Genomic DNA, 23,595 nt, shown 5'->3' with positions numbered 1-23,595 from the left:
GGGAGCGAAACCGGGAGCAGGGCGTATACAGGAAAGATGGGCCCTGCTCCCGGCATTTTAAGCCACTAAAAGAACGCTTATGAAATTTTGGTTCTGGATGTTACTGGTCTTCGGCCTGATACCGGCTTGTCAATCCGAAGCGCAACCGGAGTCGGCACCCACCGTTGTTGCTGAAAAGCCCGATGAGAGCTTCCGGCTGGCGCTCGAAGAACACCTCGCGGCCGTAGCGGCCAAAGATTTCGACCGACTAAAAATGACGGTTCCCCAAAGCGGAGAACTGGTTTGGGTCTTACCCAACGGAGCATCCTTTATGAAGGCGGAAGAATTTCTGCAAAATCACCAGGAATGGTTTCAGGATACCAGCTGGACCATGACCACCCAAATCCTGCAGGCAAACTGGGGGCAGGACCACGGTACGGCCCTGGTGGAAGCCGATCTGCGGGAACCCGAACGGAACGGCAAACCCTACTTTCACCGCATGTTCATCAGCTACGGACTGGAAAGATCCAATGGCCGGTGGCAGGTTGTGCTGGATCACGCCAGTACCATTGAAAAATCCGAATAACCTGACCACGCCCTGATCTCCCGGGCCCGCCCACTACAAAATCCGCTTTAATGTTTAGATGTAGTCTACTGTTGTTTCTGCTCTCCTTACTGAGTGTTCCTTCGTTCGGACAGCAAAAGCCCAAAAAGCGATTCAAACTGCCGCCTCAGCTTTCCGAAGCATCCGGCCTATACATCGCCGGTCCGGACAGCCTCTGGTGGCACAACGATAGCGGGGACGGCCCGATGATCTATCTGACCGACGGCCGCGGGAAATTACTGCGTATCGATACCTTATCGCATCTACAGCATATCGATTGGGAAGATATTACCTCCGATGATCAGGGAAGGATCTACATCGGTGATTTTGGCAACAATGCCAATGCCCGCCAGAATCTGAAGATCTACCGCTACGATCTGGAAGCGGGAACAACGGATTCGCTGAGCTTTGCCTACGAGGACCAGAAGCAATTCCCGCCGCCACCGGAATGGGCAAACTTCGATATGGAGGCCTTTTTCTGGATGAACGATAGCCTGCATCTGTTTTCCAAAAACCGCCTCCGTCGCGGTAATTACCAGTGCAAACACTACGTCCTCGCCGATGATCCCGGGGAGCAGGTCGCCCGCCTCCAGGACAGTATCTACCTGCGTAAGCGGGTGATCACCGGTGCCGCCATTAGCCCGGACGGAAAAACCATGGCCCTGGTGGGTTATAATTTCAAGATGTGTCTCGGCTTTTTCCCCAGTTCGGCGGCCTCACTTTTCGTTTTCAAGAACTTTAACGGCAGCCGATTCTTTGAGGGAGAAATGGAACGGAAATCACTTTCGTGCTTTTTCGCTACCCAGTACGAGTCGGTTGATTTCATCGACAACAACCAGGTGTACGTGGCTTCCGAAAAGACCGTCATCATACCGCCCCGGGCCAAACGCCGGCGGGTGCGAAAAGCCGATAAAAAGGAAAGTACGCTTACGGCGATCCGCGAGTAAGCCTCAGGAAATAGAGCTGTTGAGACACCCGGACGCAGAGCCCATAACGTTCAAACATCCCAACGTCCAAACTTTCATACGTTATAAATCACCCGTTATACAAATCCTCAATCTCCTTTTCGTACTTCCGCTGGATCACCCGGCGTTTGAGTTTCAGGGTAGGGGTCAGTTCCGCTTCTTCCCCGTTGGGATGTGAGGGTTGCCAGACCTTATCGAGCAGCGTAAATTTCTTGATCTGTTCGATATGACTGAAGTTGGGATTGAGGCGATCCACGATACTCTGGTAGAGGGCTACGATCTTCGGATGGCGAATGGCCTCAGAAATACCGTTCCAGGGGATCTCATTGCGGGAGCACCATTTCTCCAGCGCTTCTTCCGAAGGTACCATCAGGGCGGAAACAAATTTCCGTTGTTCACCCACCACCATGATCTGTTCGATCAAGAACTCTTCTTTGAAGCTGCTTTCGATAGGGGCGGGCGCTACGTATTTACCGCCGGACGTCTTCAGCAGTTCCTTTTTGCGATCGGTGATCTTCAGCATCGGCTGGCCTTTGGGCCCTTTGACCAGTTTGCCGATATCTCCAGTCCGGAACCAGCGTTCCCCGTCAATCTCTTTAAAGACATCCGCCGTCGCTTCGGGTTTGTTGTAATAACCCAGCATGATATTGGGTCCTTTGGTCAGGATCTCCCCTTCATCGGGTTTGTAATCCCCGTCGCTTTCGTCGATCATGACGTCGATACCCGGCAGGATCGGTCCGATGGTTCCCAGCAGGGCACCGCCTTCCTTAAAACGACCGATGGCGATCCCCGGTGAGGTCTCCGTCAATCCGTAACCTTCCCGGATCGGGATCCCGGCGGCCGAAAAGACGCGGGCGATCTTGGCGGGCAGCGGAGCCGCTCCGGACAAAATGCCCTTGACCTCGCCGCCGAGGGCAGCGCGCCATTTGCTGAAAATGAGTTTATCGGCCAGACCGCGCTTAATGCCGTCCAGACCACTGAATTGCTTGTCGTATTCAAAATCTTCGGTCAGGCTGAGGGCCCAGAAGAAAAGCTTTTTGGTCATACCACTGAGCCCTTCCCCTTTGGCGTAGATCTTTTCGTATACCTTTTCCAGCAAGCGGGGCACCGAGGTGAAAAAATGCGGCTTCACCGCCTGGATGTCTCCCTCTTCTCCACCGAGATTGTCCGTGCCGGTATAGTACATATTCGTCCCCATATAGGTCTCGGAATAAGTATGGGTCCGCTCAAAAATGTGGCAAAGCGGCAGGAAACTGAGCACGCGGTCCCCCTGCTGGAGCGGGATCTCTCCGGCAACGGCAAAGACATTGCTCGCAATGTTGTGGTGCGAGAGCATGACGCCTTTCGGTTTCCCAGTGGTACCCGAGGTGTAGATGATGGTCGCCAGGGATTCGGGATCTATCGAAGCCATAATGGACCGGACCTGATCCATACCTTCATCACTGAAGATCTCCTCCCAGTAGGGGCGGCCTTCCACCCGGTCGAAAGTATAGATATTGGTCAGCGAAGGCACATTGGCCTGGGCCCGTTTCACTTTATCGTACAGGTCATCCACCCCGACGAAAGCGAGCTTCACTTCCGCATCGTTGAAGATGTATTCGTATTCACCCGGGCTGATCGTGGGATATACTGGTACGTTGATCGCACCGATCTGGCTCATGCCGATATCCATGATCACCCATTCCGTCCGGTTTTTGTAAGTAGCCAGCGCGATCTTGTCGCCGGGTTGAACGCCCAGTTTCAATAGTCCGCAACTTACCTTATTGGCCAGTTCAATGATCTTATCGGTAGAGTAGTGGACCCAGTCGTCTCCTACTTTATGGTTAAAAGCTTTTTCCTGCGGGAATTTAGCCTGCTGGTAATGAATGAAATCGAATAATCTGCTCGGGTTTTCCATAATTTGGTTTTATAACTTGATCGCCACCAAAAGTCGAAAAAATAAATGGTTTGATCAGGGTTTTTCAGAAGAAAATTTGCTTATTAAGTATCTCGCTAATTTTGTAACGATATACTTTCTGTTGGTATTAACGAACGATAACTGTTCTGAATTTTCTCGTCCAAATCATAATGACCTATGCAGAATATCAAACTACTTTTAAGAGCCGTATTGATCCTACAATTGTTTTCCTCCGCTCTGCACGCCCAACTGAAGATGACGCCCACCCGGGTGGGCGTACTTACCCAGGATCCTCAGTTTACCGTGGATGTCAGGGGGGATCTTTTTGTTCGTTCCAATTTTGGGGGATTGATGCTCGGCTATCCGGACAATGGTAACCAATGGCGGATGGGTACCGTGAATGCCGGACAGGATATGCTTTTTCGCTCCAAGCCGGAAGGCAGTTCGGATTTCAGTACCCGCATGATATTTTTCGGGAACGGGGATGCCGCATTTGGGGGAGATCCCGGCAGCAGCAATGCCCGTATGGAGGTACTGCACAATTCTAGTATATCGGACCCCCATATCTTATTGACCGAGCAACAGAATGATTACGGTCGCCTCAGTTTTGAAAATATAACCTATCCGGGGAAACGCTGGACGATCGCCGGTTATCCCGGAACCAATCCGGAAAACAGCCGGCTGAACTTGTGGTTTGAGGATACCGACGGGGGCAAGGATATTGTGACCGTACGGGGCAATGGCCATGTGGGTATCATGGGCATCAATCCTACCGCCCGTCTCCACATCCATCAGCAAGATCAGGAAGTCGGATCGGGACTGCGATTTGATGACGGTATCAACGCGGACTGGGATATTACCCACGGTTTCGGACTACGACTGCACTATGGAGGTGCTCTGCGGGGAACCTTTTCGGCGACTACCGGAGAGTATATTCAGTCTTCGGATAGTAAGCTGAAGAAAAACATTCAAAAGATGCCGGATATCCTATCCAAGGTGATGGAGCTCCGTCCTCTGAATTACCAATATAAGGACACCAAATCTCAGGACCTGACCATCGGTTTCGTCGCGCAGGAGGTAGACCCGCTTTTCCCGGAACTCGTGCATTTTATAGAAGCCGATCAGCTCTACGGGATCAATTACGCCGGGTTCAGCGTGGTGGCCATCAAGGCGATCCAGGAATTGAAATCGGAAATCGACCGGAGGGACGAGCGGATCAATGAACTGGAAGATCGTCTGGACCGGATTGAAACGCTCCTCCGGCAGGGACAAACCGCTCAGAATCATCTGATCCTGGAAGAGGCCGCCGCGGACCTGGACCGATCGGAACTGAAACAAAATACACCCAATCCATTTAAGTCCGTTACGACCATTACCTATCTGGTACCCGAACGAGCGCAACGGGTACAATTGCGCATTGCCGATCAGAGCGGTAAAGTACTGCGAACGCTGGAGGTTGAACAACGCGGCCGGGTGCAGACCAATCTCGACGCCACCGCTCTGCCCGCCGGTACCTATTTCTATTCCCTCTGGGTAGACGGGCAGTTGATTGGCACCAAAAAAATGGTGCTGAGCCGATAACCTTTTGCCCAATACTTTGCAGCGCGTATAGCACGGATCGGAAGCCGATCTTCAGCTCTTCCGAATTTTATACGCGCTGCAAATTGATCCATGGACGGAGTGAACATACGGAAGCCAACCACTGGAACGATAGCTTCTAAAGCACATCCGCCGCTACCAACTCCCGCAGCCGCTCGTGCAGGCGGCGGGCGATCTCCGGATTTTCGTTGTAAAGGTTGATCTTCTCCGCAGGATCGACTGAAAGGTCATAAAGCGCACCGGGAGGGTCATCCGGCTGTGTTTTTTTGTAATTGCCCACACCAACGTATTTCCATTTGCCCTGGATGATACCGAAAAGCTTTCCGCTGGACTGGACGACCACCTCGGGGCGCACGGGAGTTTCCGCACCCTCTAACACCGGGAGCAAATTGTAACTATCCTTTCCATGCGTTTCCCCCAGCGAGTAGCCGCTGACCGCACCCAGCGTAGCGAGCATATCCGTCAGCGCCATCAACTGACCACTCTGCTTTCCCGCCGGAATGCGCCCCGGCCAGCGGGCAATGAAGGGCGTGCGAACGCCTCCTTCCTGAATACCCCACTTGGTACCGCTCAGGGGCCAGTTGGGCTGGTGGCCGGTAGTGTCGGTATCAACGGGGGATTGCCCCGGACTGTTGGAAGCCTGGCTCACATCCAGCGCTTTGCTGGTACGTTCAAACTGCGAGCCGTTGTCACTGGCGAAAAGCACCAGGGTGTTTTTCTTCATTCCGAGCCGGTCGAGGGTTTCCATCAGGCGGCCGATGTAGTGGTCCAGTTCGTGTACGTAATCACCGTAGAGCCCGGCCTCGGTGCGGCCGCGAAAATCTGGGCTGACGGCAAGCGGGATATGGGGAACATAGGGCGCGAAGTACAGAAAGAAAGGCTCGCCGTCTTTCGTTTTGGCCCGCTCTTCCAGAAAATCAATGGATAAGTTGGTAATGTGCGGCAGGAAATCTTCCAGGGGAATGATCCCGACCTGTTCGCTGTTGGGAGCGGCTTCAATGGAGTAGAGATCGTGACCGATGGCACCGCTGATATTCCGGTCCTGCAGGATCCAGCATTCGCTGGCACAACTGAAACCGTACCAGTGGGAAAAACCGTGATCAAGCGGCCCGTCACTGACCGGGGCATTCAGATCCAGATTGGCGCCGTTCTTTTCGGCTTTAAACTGACCGTGGCCGACGGGCAATTCACCGTCGAGGGTAGGGAAGGTCGTGCCGAGGTGCCACTTCCCGAAACCCGCGGTGGTGTACCCCTGTTTTTGTAACATTTCCGGCAGGGTGAGCAGGGCGGAGTCGATCATTGATCGTTCGTAATTGCGCATGACTCCAGTTTTGTTCCAGCTTCGCCAGGGATATTGCCCGGTCATCAGCGCGTAGCGCGAAGGCGAACAGACGGATACCGGGCAGTAGGTCTGCGTCATGCGCATACCCTCTGCGGCCAGTTGGTCGAGATTGGGGGTGGGCACCAGTGATCCGGGATTATAGCAGCCGAGATCACCGTAACCGAGGTCGTCCGCCAAAATGATCACTATATTCGGAGCAGTATCTTCTGCAGCGGGTGAACAGGCGTTGAGGATACAAAAAGGTAGTAAAGAGCAAATGAGCCGGATCAGCACCGGTAAATGGTCGTTTTTCATGTGTTGAGTTGGTTTTGTTCCGGAGCGGCGGTGGCGATCGATCACTAAAATGGAGTCGCTTTCCTGCGCTGTTGGGCAAACTTCTTCGTCCGGAATTTCGTTTTCTGCCGAAAGTTATCAATAACAAGCGACGCTAATCTATTTTTCCCTCGCAATTTTGGACTTATCCTGTCCACGGTCCGGCATTCGGTTCCCTACTTAAGACTTCATTACTATATTTGCCGCTTAATCAATGCAACTTCAGATGGCCAAGAAAAAAAAGGAAAAGAAGATCGTAGCGGCGAGTCCGCGCCTGGAGGGAACCGGCATCGCGGTACCCAATGAAGCTACCGAGGCCACCAGTCGTTATCCCGATGTGTATTTCATGCACAAAACGGGAGCCATGGCCGATTGGGAGCGCCTGGGAGATCGCCGGATCTTATTCCGGGGAGCGCAGGATGCCAGTCTGTTGGTAGAAGTGTACAGCCCGGAGGTCATCCGGTTTCGGTATGCCGTCAGTGCGCCCTTCAGCCAGGAACCGAGCTATGCACTGATCGAGCCGGACCAGGAAGAAAGGGTTTTATTCGAAATAAAGGAGGCCGGTAACTTCATTACCATCAGCACCGGAAAGCTTAAGTGTAAGATCGCAAAGATCGATCTTCAACTACAGATATACGATGCCGAATCCGGGCAGCTCTTGCTGGAAGAGGCGGTGCCATTTTCGGCTCGCTCTACCATTATGAATGGCCTGGAATATCTTAAGGTCAGTCTGCGGGCCCGTACGGGGGAAAAATACCTGGGGCTGGGCGATAAAACCTGCCCGATGGATCTGCGCGGGCACGCCCTGCAGAACTGGAACACGGACTCCTTCGGCTATCAAAAGGATACGGATCCGTTGTACCGAAGCATTCCATTCTATTATAGTCTATACAAGGGCAAGGCCTACGGTTTGTTTCTGCACAGTAGCTGGAAGACGCATTTTGACTTTGACGCTACCGGTGCCGGCGTTACTGCTTTCTGGACGGAGGGAGGAGAAATGGATTACTTCTTCATCTACGGCCCTGAACTCACCGCAGTGAACCGCCGCTATATGGACCTGACCGGCAAACCCGAACTGGCGCCGCTTTGGGCTCTGGGCTTTCACCAGTGCCGCTGGAGTTACTACCCGGAAAGCCGGGTCCGGGAACTGGCCGCCGAATTCCGGGAGCGATCCATTCCCTGCGATGCCGTCTATCTCGATATCGATTACATGGACGGCTATCGCTGTTTTACCTGGAACAAGGACTATTTCCCCGATCCGAAAAAGCTGATCGCCGATCTAAAAAAAGATGGCTTCCAAACGGTGGTGATGATCGATCCCGGTATCCGGGTAGATCCGGATTACGAAGTGTATAAAAGCGGAACGGAGCAGGATGTATTCTGCCGCCGGCCTTCGGGCGAGGTAATGACGGGGCCGGTCTGGCCGTCCAAGTGCGTATTCCCCGATTATACCGATCCCCGGGTGCGAGCCTGGTGGGCCGACCAGTACGAAGAAATGTACGCCGATCAGGAGGTGAGCGGCTTCTGGAACGATATGAACGAACCGGCCGTATTCAAGGTCAACCATCTGACTTTTCCGGATCATGTCCTGCACCACTACGAAGGCTTTGGGGCGGATCACCGAAAAGCGCATAATATCTACGGTCAGCAGATGTCACGGGCAACCTACGAAGGCCTGAAAAAACACCAGCCCGAGAAACGGCCTTTTGTGCTCACCCGGGCCACGTTTTCCGGTGGCCAACGTTACGCTGCCCTCTGGACGGGAGATAATATAGCAAGCTGGGAGCACCTGCGACTGGCCAATATCCAGTGCCAGCGACTGAGTATCTCCGGCTTCAGCTTTGTGGGTACGGACATCGGCGGCTTTGTGGATGTGCCCGCCGGGGAATTGCTGGTGCGCTGGCTGCAACTGGCCGTTTTCCATCCCGTGTTCCGGATCCACTCTATGGGTAACAATGTGGACGGTGCATCCGAGGCGGAAGCCGAAATGGTCCAGGAGGCCGAACGACTCAACCGGCTCGATCAGGAACCCTGGGCCTTCGGTGATCCCTTTACGGATCAGGCCCGCACGGCGATTGAATTCCGCTACATTCTGCTGCCGTATATCTATACCTATTTCCAACGGGCGTCCACCCTCGGAGACCCGATGCTGAAACCACTGTCATTCTTTGATCAGACGGATCAGGAAGCGCTCAAGCGGGAATCCGAGTTCATTTTCGGTGACCACCTCCTGGTGTGTCCGATCCTGAAACCGGGTACCAAAACGATCACGACCTATCTGCCGAAGGGGGAGTGGTACGACTTCCACCGGGCTACTCCTTTTATCGGAGGGCAAAAAGTGCGGCTGCGCACGCGGCCGGACCGGCTGCCGGTGTTGGTACGCGCCGGTTCGGTGATCCCCACCTATCCGGTTCAGCAGTATACGGATGAACTGGAGATCCATCACGTCGGTCTGCGGGCCTATTTCGGTTCGCTGGACGAAAGTCTCTGGTACGTGGATGCGGGCGAAGGGTACGACTACCGGGAAGGCGGCTACCGTCTGGCCAGTTTTAGTACCGTGGCAACAGAAAAGGGCTTCCTCATCCGGCAGGAGGTTACCGGTGATTTTCAGCCGACCGCTACCGCATATCGGATCAAATTGTTTGGCATGCCCTTCGACGCCCTTAGCCTGAAGGTGGATGGAGCCGAAACGCATTTTTCTCAATTACCGCTCAAAGTACTGGTAGTGGAAATACCGCTGGACTTCGGAGAAATGGAGGTGCTGTTCTAATCACTTAGCCCGATGGCCGGAGGAACTGCGTGTAGTAGCTCCTCCGGCCTGCCGGAATATATCGGATAGCCTATTTTAACTTTACGGCTTTACCCTTGCGGGCACTCTTTTTGGCTGCTTCCAGGATCTCGACTACGATCATATTGTTTTCCAGTGAAGACAGGGCGTAGGGTGGAAGCTGGTGGTCTCCCTTGACCACAGCGGCCAGTAACGCGAATGGATCGTCAAAAGGTGCAGTGCGCTCCGGCAGTTTCACGGTGCTTTCTTCATTTTCTCCAGCGTAGCGGGTTCGCATTTTGGAGCGGTTATCACAGTAGATGTAACCGGTTTTCCCGTAGATGTGCATATCCTTGCGGCCGAAAGGCCAGTTCCAGGAAGCCTGGATGATACCCTGCGTCTTCGGGTATTCCACCAGGATGGTGGCCTCGTCGTCTACTTTAGGGTAAATATCCGGTTTGATCTGTTGGGTCATGGCCATGACCTGCCGGGGGCGTTGCCCTTGCATGAGCCAGGTAATGAGATTGGCGCCGTAGCAGCCGAAATCCGTCAGGGCTCCGGCCCCGTTGGCCACCGGATCGGTCAGCCAGTCCAGAAATTCCTGATTGACTCCGATCTCCATCGGCCCTTCGTGGCCGTCGTGAACGACTATCTTACGCAGATCCCCGATCTTATCTTCATTGTGGATCAGATCGTAAGCCTGGTGGTGGGTGGCGTACCAGGTGGTCTCGTAATTCGTCAGGAGATGGATCTGGTGTTTTTCGGCCAGCGCCTGCATTTTTTTGGCGTGCGCCACACTGACGGCCAGCGGCTTTTCCACCATCACGTGTATCCCCCGCGGAGCACAGGCTTCCACCACCTCCAGATGCTCATAAATACTGCCGAATGCGGTAACGGCTTCCGGTTTGACGGCAGTAAACATTTCTTCCATCGTGTTGTAAACCATATCCATGCTGTAACCGTGCTGTTTGGCAAAGCGCTCAGCGAGATCCCGGTTGGGTTCGACAATTCCGACGATCTGAATATCGCCCCGGTCCGGCCGGCCAAGTATCCAGTGAACGTGGGAGTGCGTGAGTCCCACCACCGCTACACGCAACGGAGGATCGCTCTGAGCGTCGGCTTCGGGGATAACCAGCAGACCAAGGAAAAATAAAAGAGTTAGGGAAAGCCTCATAGGTTTAGGTTGTTTTGATAATTTAATTATTGACTTCAGCGATCATGCTGTTTGTGAGAAAGACCAGGGAGCATTGGAGACAAGGAGACAAGGTGACTTGGAGAGGGGGTGACTAGGAGAGGGGGAGCACAGCATTGCCTCAGAGCCCCTCGTCTCCCAGTCACCCAATCTCCCCATCACCCAATCTCCTTGTCTCCCCATCTCCGTGTCACCGTGTCACCAAATCTCCTCAACTGGCTTTAACCTTTCGCACCATGATCCGCAGCAAGGCCGGGAAAAAGCGCTGGAGATAAACTCCCAACATTTCCAGAGTGCCGGCAATGTAGGTCTGATCCTCTTGTTTGCGAATGGCGTGCACCATTTTTTCGGCACAGGCTTCCGGACTGATACCCTGTTCTGTTCGCGAATCCATGGATCCCTGGGGACTGCCGTCGCCCAGCAGGGCATTGACGGAGATCTGCGTACGCACGTATCCCGGCAGGATCACTCCAACATGGATGCCATATTCGTGCAATTCCGCGCGCAGCGCCTCCATAAAACGGATCAGGGCGCCTTTCGCGGCCGCATAACTACTTCTTTTGGGAGTAGCCACCACGCCCGCTACGCTGGCCACACTGATGATCTGTCCGGATCGGGCCTCGATCATATAAGGGACAACAGCTTTAGTGAGGGCCGCAGTGCCGGTAAAGTTGACGTCCATTATCCGGCGGGCTACCGCTACATCCGTATCCATAACCGAACTGCGCTGGGAGATCCCGCCGTTATTGATCAGGATATCGATCCGACCGAAACGATCGAGTACCCGCCCCACCAGTCCCGGCATTTCCTCGTAGTCCGTCAGATCCAGAGGGAGGATGAAGAGCCGGTCCGGCGACAGACCGGATTGCCGGGCCACCCGTTCCAGTTCCGCTGCCCTCCGCGAGGAAAGCACCAAATAGGGGGACTCCCGGGCCAGTTCGTAGGTCAGGGCCTCGCCGATACCGGAAGAAGCGCCGGTGATCCAAATGACCTTGTCCTGAAAATAGGTACTCATTCTTTCACCGATACCTGCTGTACAAAATCCAGGCTGGCGGAATTGGCACAATGCCGCGTTTGTTTATCGGTAAAGCCTTCGCCCCGGAATACGTGGCCGAGATGCCCTTTACAATTGGAGCAAACGATCTCGGTACGCTGCCCGTCCGCATCCGGAAGTTCTTCGACGTTGCCTTCGATCACATCGTCAAAACTGGGCCAGCCGGTACCCGAGTTGAATTTGTCTTTCGAACGGAAGAGCGGCAGGTTACACTGCTTACAGATGAACACGCCTTTTCCTTTAAAATCGTGGTAGGCCCCGGTGAAAGGGCGTTCGGTCCCTTTTTTCAAAATGACGTTAGCTTCGGTCCCTTCCAGTTCATTGTACTCGTCGGCATTCTGAATGACCGGCGGCAGGTCAGTGAGCGGTTTTTCCGCCTTAGTCTGAGCGCAGGCGCTGAAATTTTGTAGGCAAATGGCTGCGATCAGCAGGAAAAAAAGCTTTTTCAACTTCATATTCACATTTTTTTTATTGCGGCCTGTAAGGTACAAACAATTGGGAATTAGTGTATTAACAGTATGGGAATTAAAAAAAGAGGTATTACTAATAAAAAAAGTTAGGTTTATGATGAACAATACTTAATAAACTTGCATTTATAATAGTATTACTATAAATTTGTGCATTCGTTTGACCATCGGTCTGTCCAGCCGGCAAAGCCGAAATCGGTTCCAGGGGCCACATCACCGATAACAGTTCAATGAAAGCACAGGTGGAACAGCCACCGAAGGTAGAGAGATTATAAGTTTGAATTCCGGGCGATCAGGCCTTTTCATACGACCACAAGCTCTCTACCTTTTCCATTTCACTATCGCAGTCCGAAACCAAAAGAATCCAATGCTCTTGGAAAGCTGTTGAAGTTTAGTCATCGGGAATTAACCATCCGGAAAAGGTGACTGAACAACACTGAGAGGTTAAAAACACACAGCTATTTAAACATCATATTTGGCTAAATCTTCTAGAATGAAACAACAAGACCAATTACCTACTGGCATCTTACAAAACCTAAAACACGATTTTCCCGCGAGTATCGTCGTGTTCCTGGTAGCAGTTCCGCTCTGTCTCGGAATTGCCCTGGCTTCGGGAGCTCCGCTTTTCTCCGGTATTATTGCCGGTATTGTCGGCGGTATTGTCGTTGGCGCACTTAGTGGATCTCAACTTGGGGTAAGTGGTCCGGCGGCCGGTCTGGCCGTTATCGTTCTGACCGCCATTCAGGATCTCGGTTCATTTCAGGTATTCCTGATGGCCGTGGTAATTGCCGGTGTACTGCAGGTCGCCCTGGGGTATGCCAAAGCGGGTATCATCGGATATTACTTTCCCTCCTCGGTGATTAAAGGGATGTTATCCGGTATTGGTATAATTATTGTTTTGAAACAGATCCCACATGCTTTTGGGTATGATAAAGATTACGAAGGTAGCGTGACTTTTTCCCAGCCGGACGGCCACAATACACTTTCGGAACTGTACTATATGCTGGAGGCCATCACGCCGGGTGCACTGATCATTACTGCGGTCTGTCTGGCGATACTGATCCTCTGGGAACAGTCCTTCATGAAAAGACAAAAAGTTTTCCAACTCATTCAGGGGCCACTGGTAGCGGTAATTGCCGGTATCGTACTCAATATGGTTTTCAGCAGTAGTGATACGCTGAGCCTGTCGGCCGAACACCTGGTGACTATTCCGGTTGCCGGAAGCTTTTCCGGTTTTCTCGGTCAGTTCACCTTCCCGGATTTCTCTCAGATCGGTAACGGTGCCGTCTGGGTAACCGGTGTCACCATTGCCATTGTAGCCAGTCTGGAAACCCTGCTTTGTCTGGAAGCGACCGACAAGCTGGATCCCTACAAAAGGGTCGCCCCGGCTAATCGCGAACTGAAAGCCCAGGGAGTTGGTAACCTGCTCTCCGGGTTGATCGGAGGCCTGCCGGTTACTCAGGTAATCGTACGGAGTTCCACGAATATTCAATCCGGTGGTAGAACCAAGGCTTCGGCTATATTGCACGGTTTCCTGTTGCTGTTGTCCGTAATGGCGATCCCCTTTGTGCTGAACCTGATCCCGCTGGCGAGTTTGGCCGCTATTCTTTTTCTGGTAGGTTACAAACTGGCTAAGCCGGCGCTGTTCAAGCAAATGTATAAACTGGGATGGTCCCAGTTCGTGCCCTTCATGGTAACGATCATCGGTATCGTACTGACGGACCTGCTGATGGGTATCGGAATGGGTATGGCGGTAGCTATTTTCTACATTCTGCGGAACAACTACAAGAAGCCTTACTTCTTCGATGCGGAAAAACACGTGGAAGGAGAGCCTATTCGTATCGAACTGGCGGAAGACGTAACCTTCCTGAACAAAGCGGATATCCTGCAAACGCTGAATCACCTGCCGTCTAACTCCACGGTAATTATTGATGCGTCCAAAACGATCAACATCGATGAGGATGTGCGGGAGATCATCCTTGATTTTAAAGAAGCAGCCAAGCTGAAAAATATAGATCTGACTATTGTCAGCCGTCGCCAGAAAGGTATGCCGGAGAGCCCGGTCAAACTTTTCGAGGATACGGTGATCAACGGAAATGGAAGCGATAAAGTCAAAGACGACGCTTCTACGATGAATTAGAGATAGTTTTACTTAGGATCATCATTCGAAGGGTGATCTAGCGTTGAGAGCGACATTGGAATTTTCCGGTGTCGCTTTTTTTATGTTGGTTGTTTTCCGGACCAAATCTAATTCGTCCGGCAATTTAAATAACAAAATGATAATTTTATTCTACCTTTCAACCCGTAATCAGACTCAATTTAAAACGATATGGCAGACAACGTATTTGACGCAATTGTCATTGGTTCCGGCATCAGCGGAGGCTGGGCTGCCAAGGAATTGTGTGAAAAAGGACTTAAAACGATCATGCTGGAGCGGGGGCAGAACGTAGAGCATGTAAAAGATTATCACAGTGCCCTCAAGCCACCCTGGGCGTTCGAGCACCGCGGTACCCGTACCCAAAAAATGATCGAGGATTACCCGGTACTCAAACGGGACTATCCGCTCAACGAAAAGAATCTCGAATGGTGGGCCAGCGATAAGGACTGCCCTTATACCGAGATCAAACGCTTCGACTGGTTTCGGGGCTACCAGGTAGGTGGGCGATCGCTGCTCTGGGGAAAACAGAGCTACCGCCTGAGTGATTTCGATTTCGAGGCCAATGCCAAGGAAGGTATTGCGATCGACTGGCCGGTACGCTACAAGGACATCGCACCCTGGTACGATTACGTTGAGCGCTTTGCCGGTATCAGCGGTAATCGCGACGGTCTTCCTCAACTTCCGGACGGGCAATTCCTGCCTCCGATGGAAATGACCTGCGTGGAGAAGGACGTTGCCGCCCGGATCAAGGAACACTACAAGGGCCAGCGCCACATGATCATCGGTCGGGCTGCCCACGTAACCGGACCGCTTGCGGGACGTACCCTTTGCCAGTACCGGAATAAGTGCTCCCTGGGCTGTCCGTTCGGCGGCTATTTCAGTACCCAGTCGTCTACCTTGCCAGCGGCCATGAAAACGGGTAACCTCACTCTGCGCCCCTGGAGCATCGTGACGAAGATCATTTACGATAAGGACACCCAACGGGCTACCGGCGTGGAGATCCTGGATGCACAGACCAACGAAACTTACGAATACAAAGCAAAGGTCGTCTTCCTGAATGCTTCGACGATCAACTCTACCTGGATCCTGATGAATTCCGCTACGGATGTGTGGCCGGAAGGACTGGGTAGCAGCAGCGGCCAACTGGGCCACAACCTCATGGACCATCACCTGGGCGTTGGTGCCGGTGGTGACGTTGAAGGTTACGAAGACAAATACTACTACGGCCGCCGGCCGAATGGTGTTTATATCCCGCGTTACCGCAACCTGTTCGGCGACAAACGGGATTACCTGCGCGGATTCGGCTACCAGGGTGGAGCAAGCCGTCAGGGCTGGCAACGGAACGTGGCTGAATACAGCATCGGTGCCAACCTGAAAGAAGCGCTGACCGAACCGGGTAGCTGGACAATGGGTATCGGCGGTTTCGGTGAAATGTTGCCGGATTACGACAATAAGATCACGCTGGACAAAACGAAAACGGACAAATGGGGCCTCAATGTGGTGGCGATCGATTGCGAACTCAAGGAAAATGAGCTCAAGATGCGTCAGGACATGATGAACGATGCGGCCGAAATGCTGGAAGCTGCCGGTGTCAAAAACGTCAATAAATGGGATGGCGACGGCACACCGGGCCGGGGTATTCACGAAATGGGTACGGCCCGGATGGGTAGTGATCCCAAAACTTCCGTGCTCAATAAGTGGAACCAGGTATGGGATGCTCCCAACGTCTTTGTGACGGACGGCTCCTTCATGACTTCCGCCGGCTGCCAGAACCCATCTCTGGGATACATGGCCTTCACCGCCCGGGCGGTAGATCACGCCGTCAACGAGCTGAAGAAAATGAATTTGTAAATGAGGTGTCAGGGGTCAGGCGTTAGGTGTCAGGGGGGCTTTTAATATCCTCCTGACTCCTCACCCCTGACTCCTGACCCCCGGAAAAAATAAAATTATGACCAGACGAGATGCACTTTCCCGGGTTTCTTTAATGCTCGGGGGCACTATAATTGGTTCGGAAATATTTCTGTACGGTTGTAAACCGGATACGGTGCAATTGTCCACCGTGGAGTTCACGCCCACCAATATCGCTTTCCTGGACGAGGTGGGAGAGACGATCCTGCCGACAACCGCTTCTTCGCCCGGTGCCAAGGCCGCCGAGATCGGAGAGTTTATGAAAGTGATCGTGACGGATTGTTATGAAAAACAGGACCAGGAGATCTTCCTGGAGGGCATCGGAAAGCTCAACGAAGCATCGAATGCCAAATATTCGAAAGATTTCATGAAGCTGAGCGCGGAGGAAAAAACCGAATTTCTGACGGCACTCGATCAGGAGGCCAATGAATACAATAAAACGAAGGAGAACGGTGCTCCCAACCACTATTTTTCCATGATGAAGCAATTGACGCTCTGGGGCTACTTCTCTTCGGAAGTGGGCGCTACCCAGGCGCTGCGTTACGTGGAAACGCCGGGCCGGTGGGAAGGCTGTATCCCTTACGAAAAAGGGGATAAAGCCTGGGCGATCTGATCGCCGATCGGCCGAAAGGCACAATGCAGACACAAAGGGTCGCAAGGGTATACCTCCGGGATACTTTGCGATCCTTTGTTTTTCAGGCTTGCACAAATGGCGGTTAAACTTTACTTCTTCCGCTTTTTCTTCTTCCGCTTTTCCAGTTCCTCAATCTCCTCCATCAGGGCCTGGTAGTCGTTTTTCCTTTCCCGTTCTATCTTCAGGGTATCGTCGTATTCCGCTTTGTTGAGTTCCAGCACTTTGATCTCTTTATCCAGGAAGGTCTGGATCTGATCCAGGGTGTCCTGTTCTTCCGGTGCGCAGAAAGAATAGGCATCGCCCCGGCGCTCGCCCCGTCCGGTCCGGCCCACGCGGTGCACGTAATTTTCCGCCTCTTCCGGCAGGTCGTAATTGATCACGATCTCGATGTCCGGAATATCAATACCGCGCGCGGTGACATCCGTGGCAATCAGCACATTGGTTTTTCCGTTCCTGAATTCCCGCAACACTTTAGAGCGGTCGCTCTGGTCCTTATCGCCGTGGATGGTCAGGGCCGGGATATTTACGCGCTGCATGGCTTTAGCCACCCGTTCGGCCCGGACTTTCGTACGGACGAAGACCAGGATCTTGCTTTCGGGATTTTCGTTGATCACCCGTTCCAGGAAAAAGCGTTTGTGGTCCATTTCGACAAAGACTACCGAGTGATCAATGTTCTTGGCGACCGGATCTTTCGGAGAAAGCTGGATGCGGATCGCCTGCTGATTGACCAGCGAATAGGCGATCTTTTTGATCTTGTTGTTGATGGTAGCCGAAAAGAAAAGCGTTTGCCGTCGTTTGGGCAGCTTGCGAATCAGGTCGCGAATGTCTTTGATAAAACCCAGATCCAGCATGTGGTCGGCTTCATCCAGCACGAGGATCTCGATCCGGTGCGTGAGCAGGTGTCCCTGACTAATCAGGTCAAACATCCGGCCGGGCGTGGCGATAACGATATCTACCCCCTTGTTCAATTGACTGATCTGCGGATCCTGATCCACACCGCCGATCAGGGCCGTAGTTTTGATATTGGTAAATTGTGCGATCTGCTTGAATACGCCGTTGAGCTGGTTGGCCAGCTCGTGGGTTGGGGCCAGTACCAGGCACTTTACGCCATCCGGTCTCCGTTGATTTTGTTTCTTGCGGTAGAGCATATCGATAATGGGAATGGCAAAGGCCGCCGTTTTGCCGGTACCCGTCTGGGCAATGGCCAGCAGGTCTTCCCCTTTCAGGATATTGGGAATGGATTTATACTGAATATCAGTGGGACGCTGGAAGCCGAGTTGCTCCAGTCCTTTCTTTATTTTGGGATCAAATTGGTAATCGGTAAATTTCATCAGCCGAAGATAATTATTTTCATTTACCACCGGACAACTTTGCCCGGAAAGCGGAGATCAGGCAGCCCAACAGGGCGGTCAGAAGGATAAATCGGTAGGCGAAATCCATCTGGATAAGGTGGTTTTTTCGGAAAGATACAGGAGCCGAAAGGGATTTGCATATCCAATTTAGATTTTTATTTTTACGGAAAATTCCGTGGATAGGTAATGTGTAGGTCGCCGGAATCTGCCGCTTGCTCGGTACGAGTTCAAATTTCGTCTACATCCTTCCCGGTTTGGTCATCATTAGCTCCTTTCACGGGGATAGATCGAAGCAAATACATTAACTTAGCCAAAACGTTAACCATAGAAGCTGTGGTCGGCACTTCGATTTTATTAAGCCCCTTTTTTCCGTTCTTACTCGTCCTCAAACATTAACCCAGAACTGACCGAGGTATTGCCCTGGTACTATAACGGCCAAAAAATGGTCCTTGATAAGTATGGAAAGGCCGCTACCGACAGCTTCGTATAAAACCATCCATTTTGAAAAGAAGAGATTTTGTTCACCTGGCTGGATTGGGGATCGGAGGTATGGCATTAGCCGTACCGATCACCGGTAAGGCGGTTTCGGTGGAGCGTTTTCTGGAGATGCCTCTGGACAACGCCCAGAAGAAAGCCTTAGCGGATGTGGCCCTCAATACGGCTCGAGCCAACGGAGCCAGCTACGCCGACGTGCGTATCGGGCGTTACCTCAATCAGTACGTTTTTACCCGGGAAAATAAAGTACAGAATATCGTTAACACGGAATCCTTCGGCGTGGGCATTCGGGTGATCGTCAACGACACCTGGGGCTTTGCCGCTACCAATGAGGTGACTCCGGACGGTATCAAAAAAGCGACCGAACAGGCTACGGCCATTGCCAAGGCCAATTCCAAATTCCAGACCGACCCGGTCAAACTGGCACCCGTCAAATCTTACGGCGAGGTGAGCTGGAAGGCACCCATTCAGAAAAATGCCTTTGAAGTTCCCGTTTCCGAAAAGGTGGATCTCCTGCTGAGCGCGAACGCTGCGGCCCAGGAAGCCGGAGCCAGTTTCGTCAACTCCAGCCTGTTCATGGTCAACGAGCAGAAGTATTTCGCCTCCACGGAAGGTTCCTACATCGATCAGGATGTTCACCGGATCTGGCCCACCTTTAGTGTCAATGCCATCGACCGGGAAGCCGGGAAATTCAAATCCCGCAACGCCATGAGCGCGCCCATGGGTATGGGTTGGGAATACATGATCCCGAAGGCCGAAGACAAACTGCAGGGACCGGACGGAATGATGTTGTACCGCAAGAGCTACGATATTGTGGAAGACGCCGGGATCGCCGCTATGCAGGCCAAAGGCATGCTCTCGGCCAAATCCGTGGAACCGGGTAAATACGACCTGGTCCTCGAGCCGAATCACCTCGGCCTGACCATCCACGAATCCGTTGGTCACCCGCTGGAACTGGACCGCGTACTCGGCTACGAAGCCAACTACGCCGGTACGAGTTTTGCGACCCTGGATAAACTGGAATCCGGTGATTTCAAATACGGAAGCGACGTAGTCAATATTTTTGCCGACAAGGTACAGGAAGGTACTTTGGGCGCTGTGGGATACGATGACGAAGGCGTACAATGCAAACGCTGGGATCTGATCAAGGACGGCGTGCTGGTCAACTACCAGGCAATCCGGGATCAGGTACATATTATCGATCAGAACGAATCGCACGGCTGCTGCTACGCGCAAACCTGGCAGGACGTACAGTTCCAGCGCATGCCGAATGTATCCCTGGCACCGGGTAACGATCCCTATTCTTCCGCCCAAATGATCAAGGATGTGGAAAAAGGGATCTACATCGCCGGTCGGGGCTCTTACTCCATCGATCAGCAACGCTACAACTTCCAGTTCGGAGGTACCGTATTCTATGAGATCAAGGACGGAGAGATCGCCGGCATGCTGAACGACGTAGCCTACCAGAGTAATACCCAGGAATTCTGGAACAGTTGTGTGAAGATATGCGACGAGGACGACTATCGTTTCTTCGGTTCTTTCTTTGACGGAAAGGGGCAGCCTTCGCAGGTCAGTGCGGTATCGCACGGTAGCTCAACGGCGCGCTTCAACGGCGTCAACGTGATCAATACCGGCCGGTCCATCTAGTCAGGCCGACTTCCAGTCGGCCAAACCGTACCGCCGACTTCCAAGTCGGCGAAACGACCAAGAGGAAAACCGTAAAACCGCCTTCCAGTCGGTAACACTCAAAACCTCACAGCCAACACCGGCCAAAATTGATCAAAAACAAACTTTTACTAACCACTTAATCCAAGTTAACAGATGAAAAGAAGGAATTTCGTTCAGTTGGCGGGTATGGGCGCGGGAGCAATGCTACTGCCGGTCAGCCCGTTTGCCCGAACGGTAGACGCTCAACATCTTTTGGCTCCGGGAATGGACGTGCTGGAAAAAAAGCGGCTGGCCAACGTGGCCCTGAACGCGGCCAAATCCAGCGGAGCTTCCTACGCCGATATCCGTATCGGACGTTATCTCAACCAGTTCGTTGTTACCCGTGAGGATAAAGTTCAAAATATTGTCAATACCGAATCCTTCGGAGTGGGCATCCGCGTGATCGCCGACGGTACCTGGGGATTTGCCTCAACCAGCGACGTGACCGAAGATGGCATCGCCAAGGCCGCCAAACAGGCCGCCGCCATTGCCAAAGCCAACGCCAAGGTCCAGAAGGAGCCGGTGCAAATGGTACCGGTCGCCTCCTACGGAGATGTTTCCTACCAGACCCCGATTGTCAAGAATGCTTTCGAAGTACCGGTAAAGGATAAAGTCGATCTGCTGCTCAAAGCCAATGCGGCCGCGATGGACAAAGGCGCCAGTTACGTGAACAGCATCATGTTCCTGGTGAACGAGCAGAAATACTTTGCTTCCACCGAGGGGTCTTACATCGATCAGGATATCCACCGTACCTGGCCGACGTTCAACGTGACGGTGATCGATAAAGAATCCGGTCAGTTCAAACAGCGTGGAGCGTTCAGCGCGCCGGTCGGCATGGGTTACGAGTATCTCGACGCCCGTCCCGAAGACCAGATCGTCGCTCCGGGTGATGTGATGCTCTACAACAAATCCTACGATATCGTTGAGGATGCCGCCATGGCGGCCGAGCAGGTCAAGCAGATCCTGTCGGCTAAGTCCGTGGAGCCCGGCAAATACGATCTGGTACTGGAACCTTCCCACCTCTGGCTGACCATTCACGAGTCCGTCGGGCACCCGCTCGAACTGGATCGTGTACTCGGTTACGAAGCCAACTACGCCGGAACGAGCTTTGCGACCCTGGATAAATGGGAAAGCAAGGACTTCAACTTCGGTAGTGATCAGGTAAACCTGTTTGCGGATAAGACCCAGGTCGGTTCGCTGGGAGCCGTCGCTTACGACGACGAAGGAGTTAAGACCAAGCAGTGGGATTTGGTGAAGGACGGCATACTGGTCAATTACCAGGCCATTCGCGATCAGGCCCATATCCTGGGAGAAAAAGAATCGCACGGATGTTGCTACGCCGATAGCTGGAGCAGTGTCCAGTTCCAGCGCATGGCCAATGTATCGCTGGCGCCCGGTAAAGAACAACTGACGCCCGAGCAAATGATCAGCGGGGTAGAAAAGGGCGTATACATCGTCAAGGATGGTTCCTATTCCATCGATCAGCAACGCTACAATTTCCAGTTCGGCGGTGAACTGTTCTTTGAGATCAAGGACGGCAAGATCGCCGGTATGCTGAAGGATGTGGCCTACCAGTCCAATACCCAGGAATTCTGGAATTCCTGCGTGCAGGTCTGCGATGAGCGGGACTACCGGCTGAACGGTTCTTTCTTCGACGGCAAGGGGCAACCCGGCCAGTCGAGTGCCGTTTCTCACGGCAGTTCAACGGCCCGTTTCAACGGCGTTAATGTGATCAACACAGCCCGTTCAATTGGGTAAGACCCGGGGGCACAACAAATTTTAAAAACTCGAAAACAAACAATAATGGCTATATTTTCAAAAGATGAGGCGAAGACGATCCTGCAAAAGGTGATCAGCTTGTCTAAGGCCGATGCCTGCGAGGCAAACCTCAACGGCAGCAATGGCGGTAATATCCGCTACGCCCGGAATACGGTATCTACCGCCGGGGAAAACAGCGACGTAACACTGGTGGTGCAATCCAGCTTCGGTAAAAAATCCGGAACGGCAACCGTCAACGAATTCGATGATGCCTCTTTGGAAAAAGCAGTAAGAAGATCCGAAGAGCTGGCGCAACTGGCTCCGGAGAACCCCGAATTCATGGAGCCACTCGGTCCCCAGGAATACGGCGAATCTAAAACCTACTCGGAAGCTACCGCCAATATCGATCCGGAATACCGGGCCCAGACGGCGGCCAACAGCATCAAACCGGCTGCGGAGAAAGATGTCACTGCGGCCGGCTTCCTGGAAGACAGCCACAATTTTGCGGCGATGCACAACTCCAAGGGACTGTTCGCTTACAATCAGTCTACCAATGTGGATTTCACCGTGACCATGCGGACCAACGACGGCACCGGTTCGGGCTGGGTAACGCGGGACTTTAACGACGTGAGCAAACTGGACACGGCGGAAGCCTCCAAGATCGCGATCGACAAAGCTCTGATGTCCCGGAATGCCAAAGCCATCGAGCCCGGTAAATACACGGTGATCCTCGAACCGGCAGCTTCCATCGGATTGCTCCAGAATATGTTCTTCAACATGGGCGCCCGCCAGGCGGACGAAGGACGGAGTTTCCTGTCGAAAAAGGGTGGCGGCACCAAACTGGGCGAGCAGATCGTGGACGAGCGTGTCAATATCTATACCGATCCCTTCCATCCGGACGTACCGGCTTCTCCCTGGACCCAGGGCGGACAGGCCCGGAAAAAAATGGATATCCTGAAAAACGGGGTGGTCAGCAATATGTTCTACGATCGCTACTGGGCGAGCCAGAAGGACGTAGATCCCGTACCTTTCCCCGGCAACGGTATCATGGAGGGCGGTGATGCTTCTCTGGAAGATCTCATCAAAGATACCCGTCGCGGTATTCTGGTGACGCGCTTCTGGTACATCCGTACGGTAGATCCGCAAACCCTGTTGTATACCGGTCTGACCCGGGACGGAACTTTCTACATCGAGAACGGCCGCATCGCCTATCCGATCAAGAACTTCCGTTTCAACGAAAGTCCGATCATTATGTTGAATAACCTGGAAACCCTCGGCCAGCAGGTACGGGTGAACGGTAATCTGATCCCTTATATGAAGATCCGGGACTTTACCTTTACCAGCTTATCCGACGCGGTTTAAAATAGTGATGGGGGAAGGGTGAGGTGGCGTGAGGTGATCATGC

Annotated in this window: 16 protein-coding genes; 10 read left to right on the top strand and 6 right to left on the bottom strand. The window is 52.9% G+C overall.

Going from position 1 to position 23,595, the window contains the following annotated elements; genetic code table 11:
- Nucleotides 1–79 precede the first annotated feature (79 nt).
- A complete protein-coding gene (locus CRP01_RS10220; protein ID WP_099149925.1) occupies nucleotides 80–565 on the top strand; it encodes a YybH family protein in 486 nt (161 codons plus the stop codon).
- A 50-nt stretch (nucleotides 566–615) separates the two neighbouring features.
- On the top strand, nucleotides 616–1,530 hold the full coding sequence (locus CRP01_RS10215; RefSeq protein ID WP_143473345.1) for an NHL repeat-containing protein: 915 nt from the start codon (nucleotides 616–618) through the stop codon (nucleotides 1,528–1,530).
- A gap of 88 nt (nucleotides 1,531–1,618) precedes the next feature.
- On the opposite strand, the gene CRP01_RS10210 is transcribed toward CRP01_RS10215, so the two are convergent.
- A complete protein-coding gene (locus tag CRP01_RS10210; protein WP_099149923.1) occupies nucleotides 1,619–3,445 on the bottom strand; it encodes an AMP-dependent synthetase/ligase in 1,827 nt (608 codons plus the stop codon).
- Between the two features lie 177 nt (nucleotides 3,446–3,622).
- Between CRP01_RS10210 and CRP01_RS10205 the strand changes: the two genes are divergently transcribed.
- Nucleotides 3,623–5,026: a tail fiber domain-containing protein gene (locus CRP01_RS10205; protein WP_099149922.1), complete on the top strand. Its 1,404-nt coding sequence runs from the start codon at nucleotides 3,623–3,625 to the stop codon at nucleotides 5,024–5,026.
- 136 nt (nucleotides 5,027–5,162) lie between these two features.
- Here CRP01_RS10205 and CRP01_RS10200 read toward each other — a convergent pair whose 3' ends face one another.
- Nucleotides 5,163–6,680, bottom strand: a complete 1,518-nt coding sequence (locus tag CRP01_RS10200) for a sulfatase-like hydrolase/transferase (protein WP_099149921.1) — start codon at nucleotides 6,678–6,680, stop codon at nucleotides 5,163–5,165.
- A gap of 244 nt (nucleotides 6,681–6,924) precedes the next feature.
- Between CRP01_RS10200 and CRP01_RS10195 the strand changes: the two genes are divergently transcribed.
- On the top strand, nucleotides 6,925–9,468 hold the full coding sequence (locus CRP01_RS10195) for a glycoside hydrolase family 31 protein (RefSeq protein WP_170110306.1): 2,544 nt from the start codon (nucleotides 6,925–6,927) through the stop codon (nucleotides 9,466–9,468).
- A gap of 70 nt (nucleotides 9,469–9,538) precedes the next feature.
- On the opposite strand, the gene CRP01_RS10190 is transcribed toward CRP01_RS10195, so the two are convergent.
- The 3 genes from CRP01_RS10190 to CRP01_RS10180 form a co-directional block, all read right to left on the bottom strand.
- Entirely contained in the window at nucleotides 9,539–10,639 is a 1,101-nt protein-coding gene (locus tag CRP01_RS10190; RefSeq protein WP_099149919.1) for a Gfo/Idh/MocA family protein, read from the bottom strand.
- A gap of 229 nt (nucleotides 10,640–10,868) precedes the next feature.
- Nucleotides 10,869–11,672, bottom strand: coding sequence for an SDR family oxidoreductase (locus tag CRP01_RS10185; protein ID WP_099149918.1), 804 nt, complete (start codon nucleotides 11,670–11,672; stop codon nucleotides 10,869–10,871).
- Nucleotides 11,669–12,166: a methionine-R-sulfoxide reductase gene (locus CRP01_RS10180; protein ID WP_099149917.1), complete on the bottom strand. Its 498-nt coding sequence runs from the start codon at nucleotides 12,164–12,166 to the stop codon at nucleotides 11,669–11,671. Before CRP01_RS10180 ends, CRP01_RS10185 begins: the two co-directional genes overlap by 4 nt.
- 505 nt (nucleotides 12,167–12,671) lie before the next feature.
- On the opposite strand from CRP01_RS10180, the gene CRP01_RS10175 reads away from it, so the two are divergent.
- The 3 genes from CRP01_RS10175 to CRP01_RS10165 all read left to right on the top strand — a co-directional run bounded on the left by CRP01_RS10175 (nucleotide 12,672) and on the right by CRP01_RS10165 (nucleotide 16,857).
- Nucleotides 12,672–14,318 (top strand): SulP family inorganic anion transporter, encoded by a 1,647-nt coding sequence (locus tag CRP01_RS10175; protein ID WP_099149916.1) that lies wholly within the window; start codon nucleotides 12,672–12,674, stop codon nucleotides 14,316–14,318.
- A gap of 189 nt (nucleotides 14,319–14,507) precedes the next feature.
- Entirely contained in the window at nucleotides 14,508–16,187 is a 1,680-nt protein-coding gene (locus tag CRP01_RS10170) for a GMC oxidoreductase (RefSeq protein WP_099149915.1), read from the top strand.
- 97 nt (nucleotides 16,188–16,284) lie between these two features.
- Complete coding sequence (locus CRP01_RS10165) at nucleotides 16,285–16,857, top strand: gluconate 2-dehydrogenase subunit 3 family protein (protein ID WP_099149914.1); 573 nt, start codon at nucleotides 16,285–16,287, stop codon at nucleotides 16,855–16,857.
- A gap of 110 nt (nucleotides 16,858–16,967) precedes the next feature.
- Here CRP01_RS10165 and CRP01_RS10160 read toward each other — a convergent pair whose 3' ends face one another.
- Nucleotides 16,968–18,209 carry a DEAD/DEAH box helicase gene (locus CRP01_RS10160; protein WP_099149913.1) on the bottom strand — a complete coding sequence of 414 codons (1,242 nt, stop codon included), beginning with the start codon at nucleotides 18,207–18,209 and terminating at the stop codon, nucleotides 16,968–16,970.
- 522 nt (nucleotides 18,210–18,731) lie between these two features.
- Here CRP01_RS10160 and CRP01_RS10155 point away from each other — a divergent pair.
- The 3 genes from CRP01_RS10155 (at nucleotide 18,732) to CRP01_RS10145 (ending at nucleotide 23,552) form a co-directional block, all read left to right on the top strand.
- On the top strand, nucleotides 18,732–20,372 hold the full coding sequence (locus CRP01_RS10155; RefSeq protein ID WP_099149912.1) for a TldD/PmbA family protein: 1,641 nt from the start codon (nucleotides 18,732–18,734) through the stop codon (nucleotides 20,370–20,372).
- A 174-nt stretch (nucleotides 20,373–20,546) separates the two neighbouring features.
- Nucleotides 20,547–22,190 carry a TldD/PmbA family protein gene (locus CRP01_RS10150; protein WP_099149911.1) on the top strand — a complete coding sequence of 548 codons (1,644 nt, stop codon included), beginning with the start codon at nucleotides 20,547–20,549 and terminating at the stop codon, nucleotides 22,188–22,190.
- A gap of 45 nt (nucleotides 22,191–22,235) precedes the next feature.
- Nucleotides 22,236–23,552, top strand: coding sequence for a TldD/PmbA family protein (locus tag CRP01_RS10145; protein WP_099149910.1), 1,317 nt, complete (start codon nucleotides 22,236–22,238; stop codon nucleotides 23,550–23,552).
- Nucleotides 23,553–23,595: the final 43 nt, after the last annotated feature.

The organism is Flavilitoribacter nigricans DSM 23189 = NBRC 102662 (assembly GCF_002646595.1).
Taxonomy (GTDB): Bacteria; Bacteroidota; Bacteroidia; order Chitinophagales; family Saprospiraceae; genus Flavilitoribacter; species Flavilitoribacter nigricans.
This window is presented reverse-complemented; position numbering and strand designations above follow the sequence as displayed.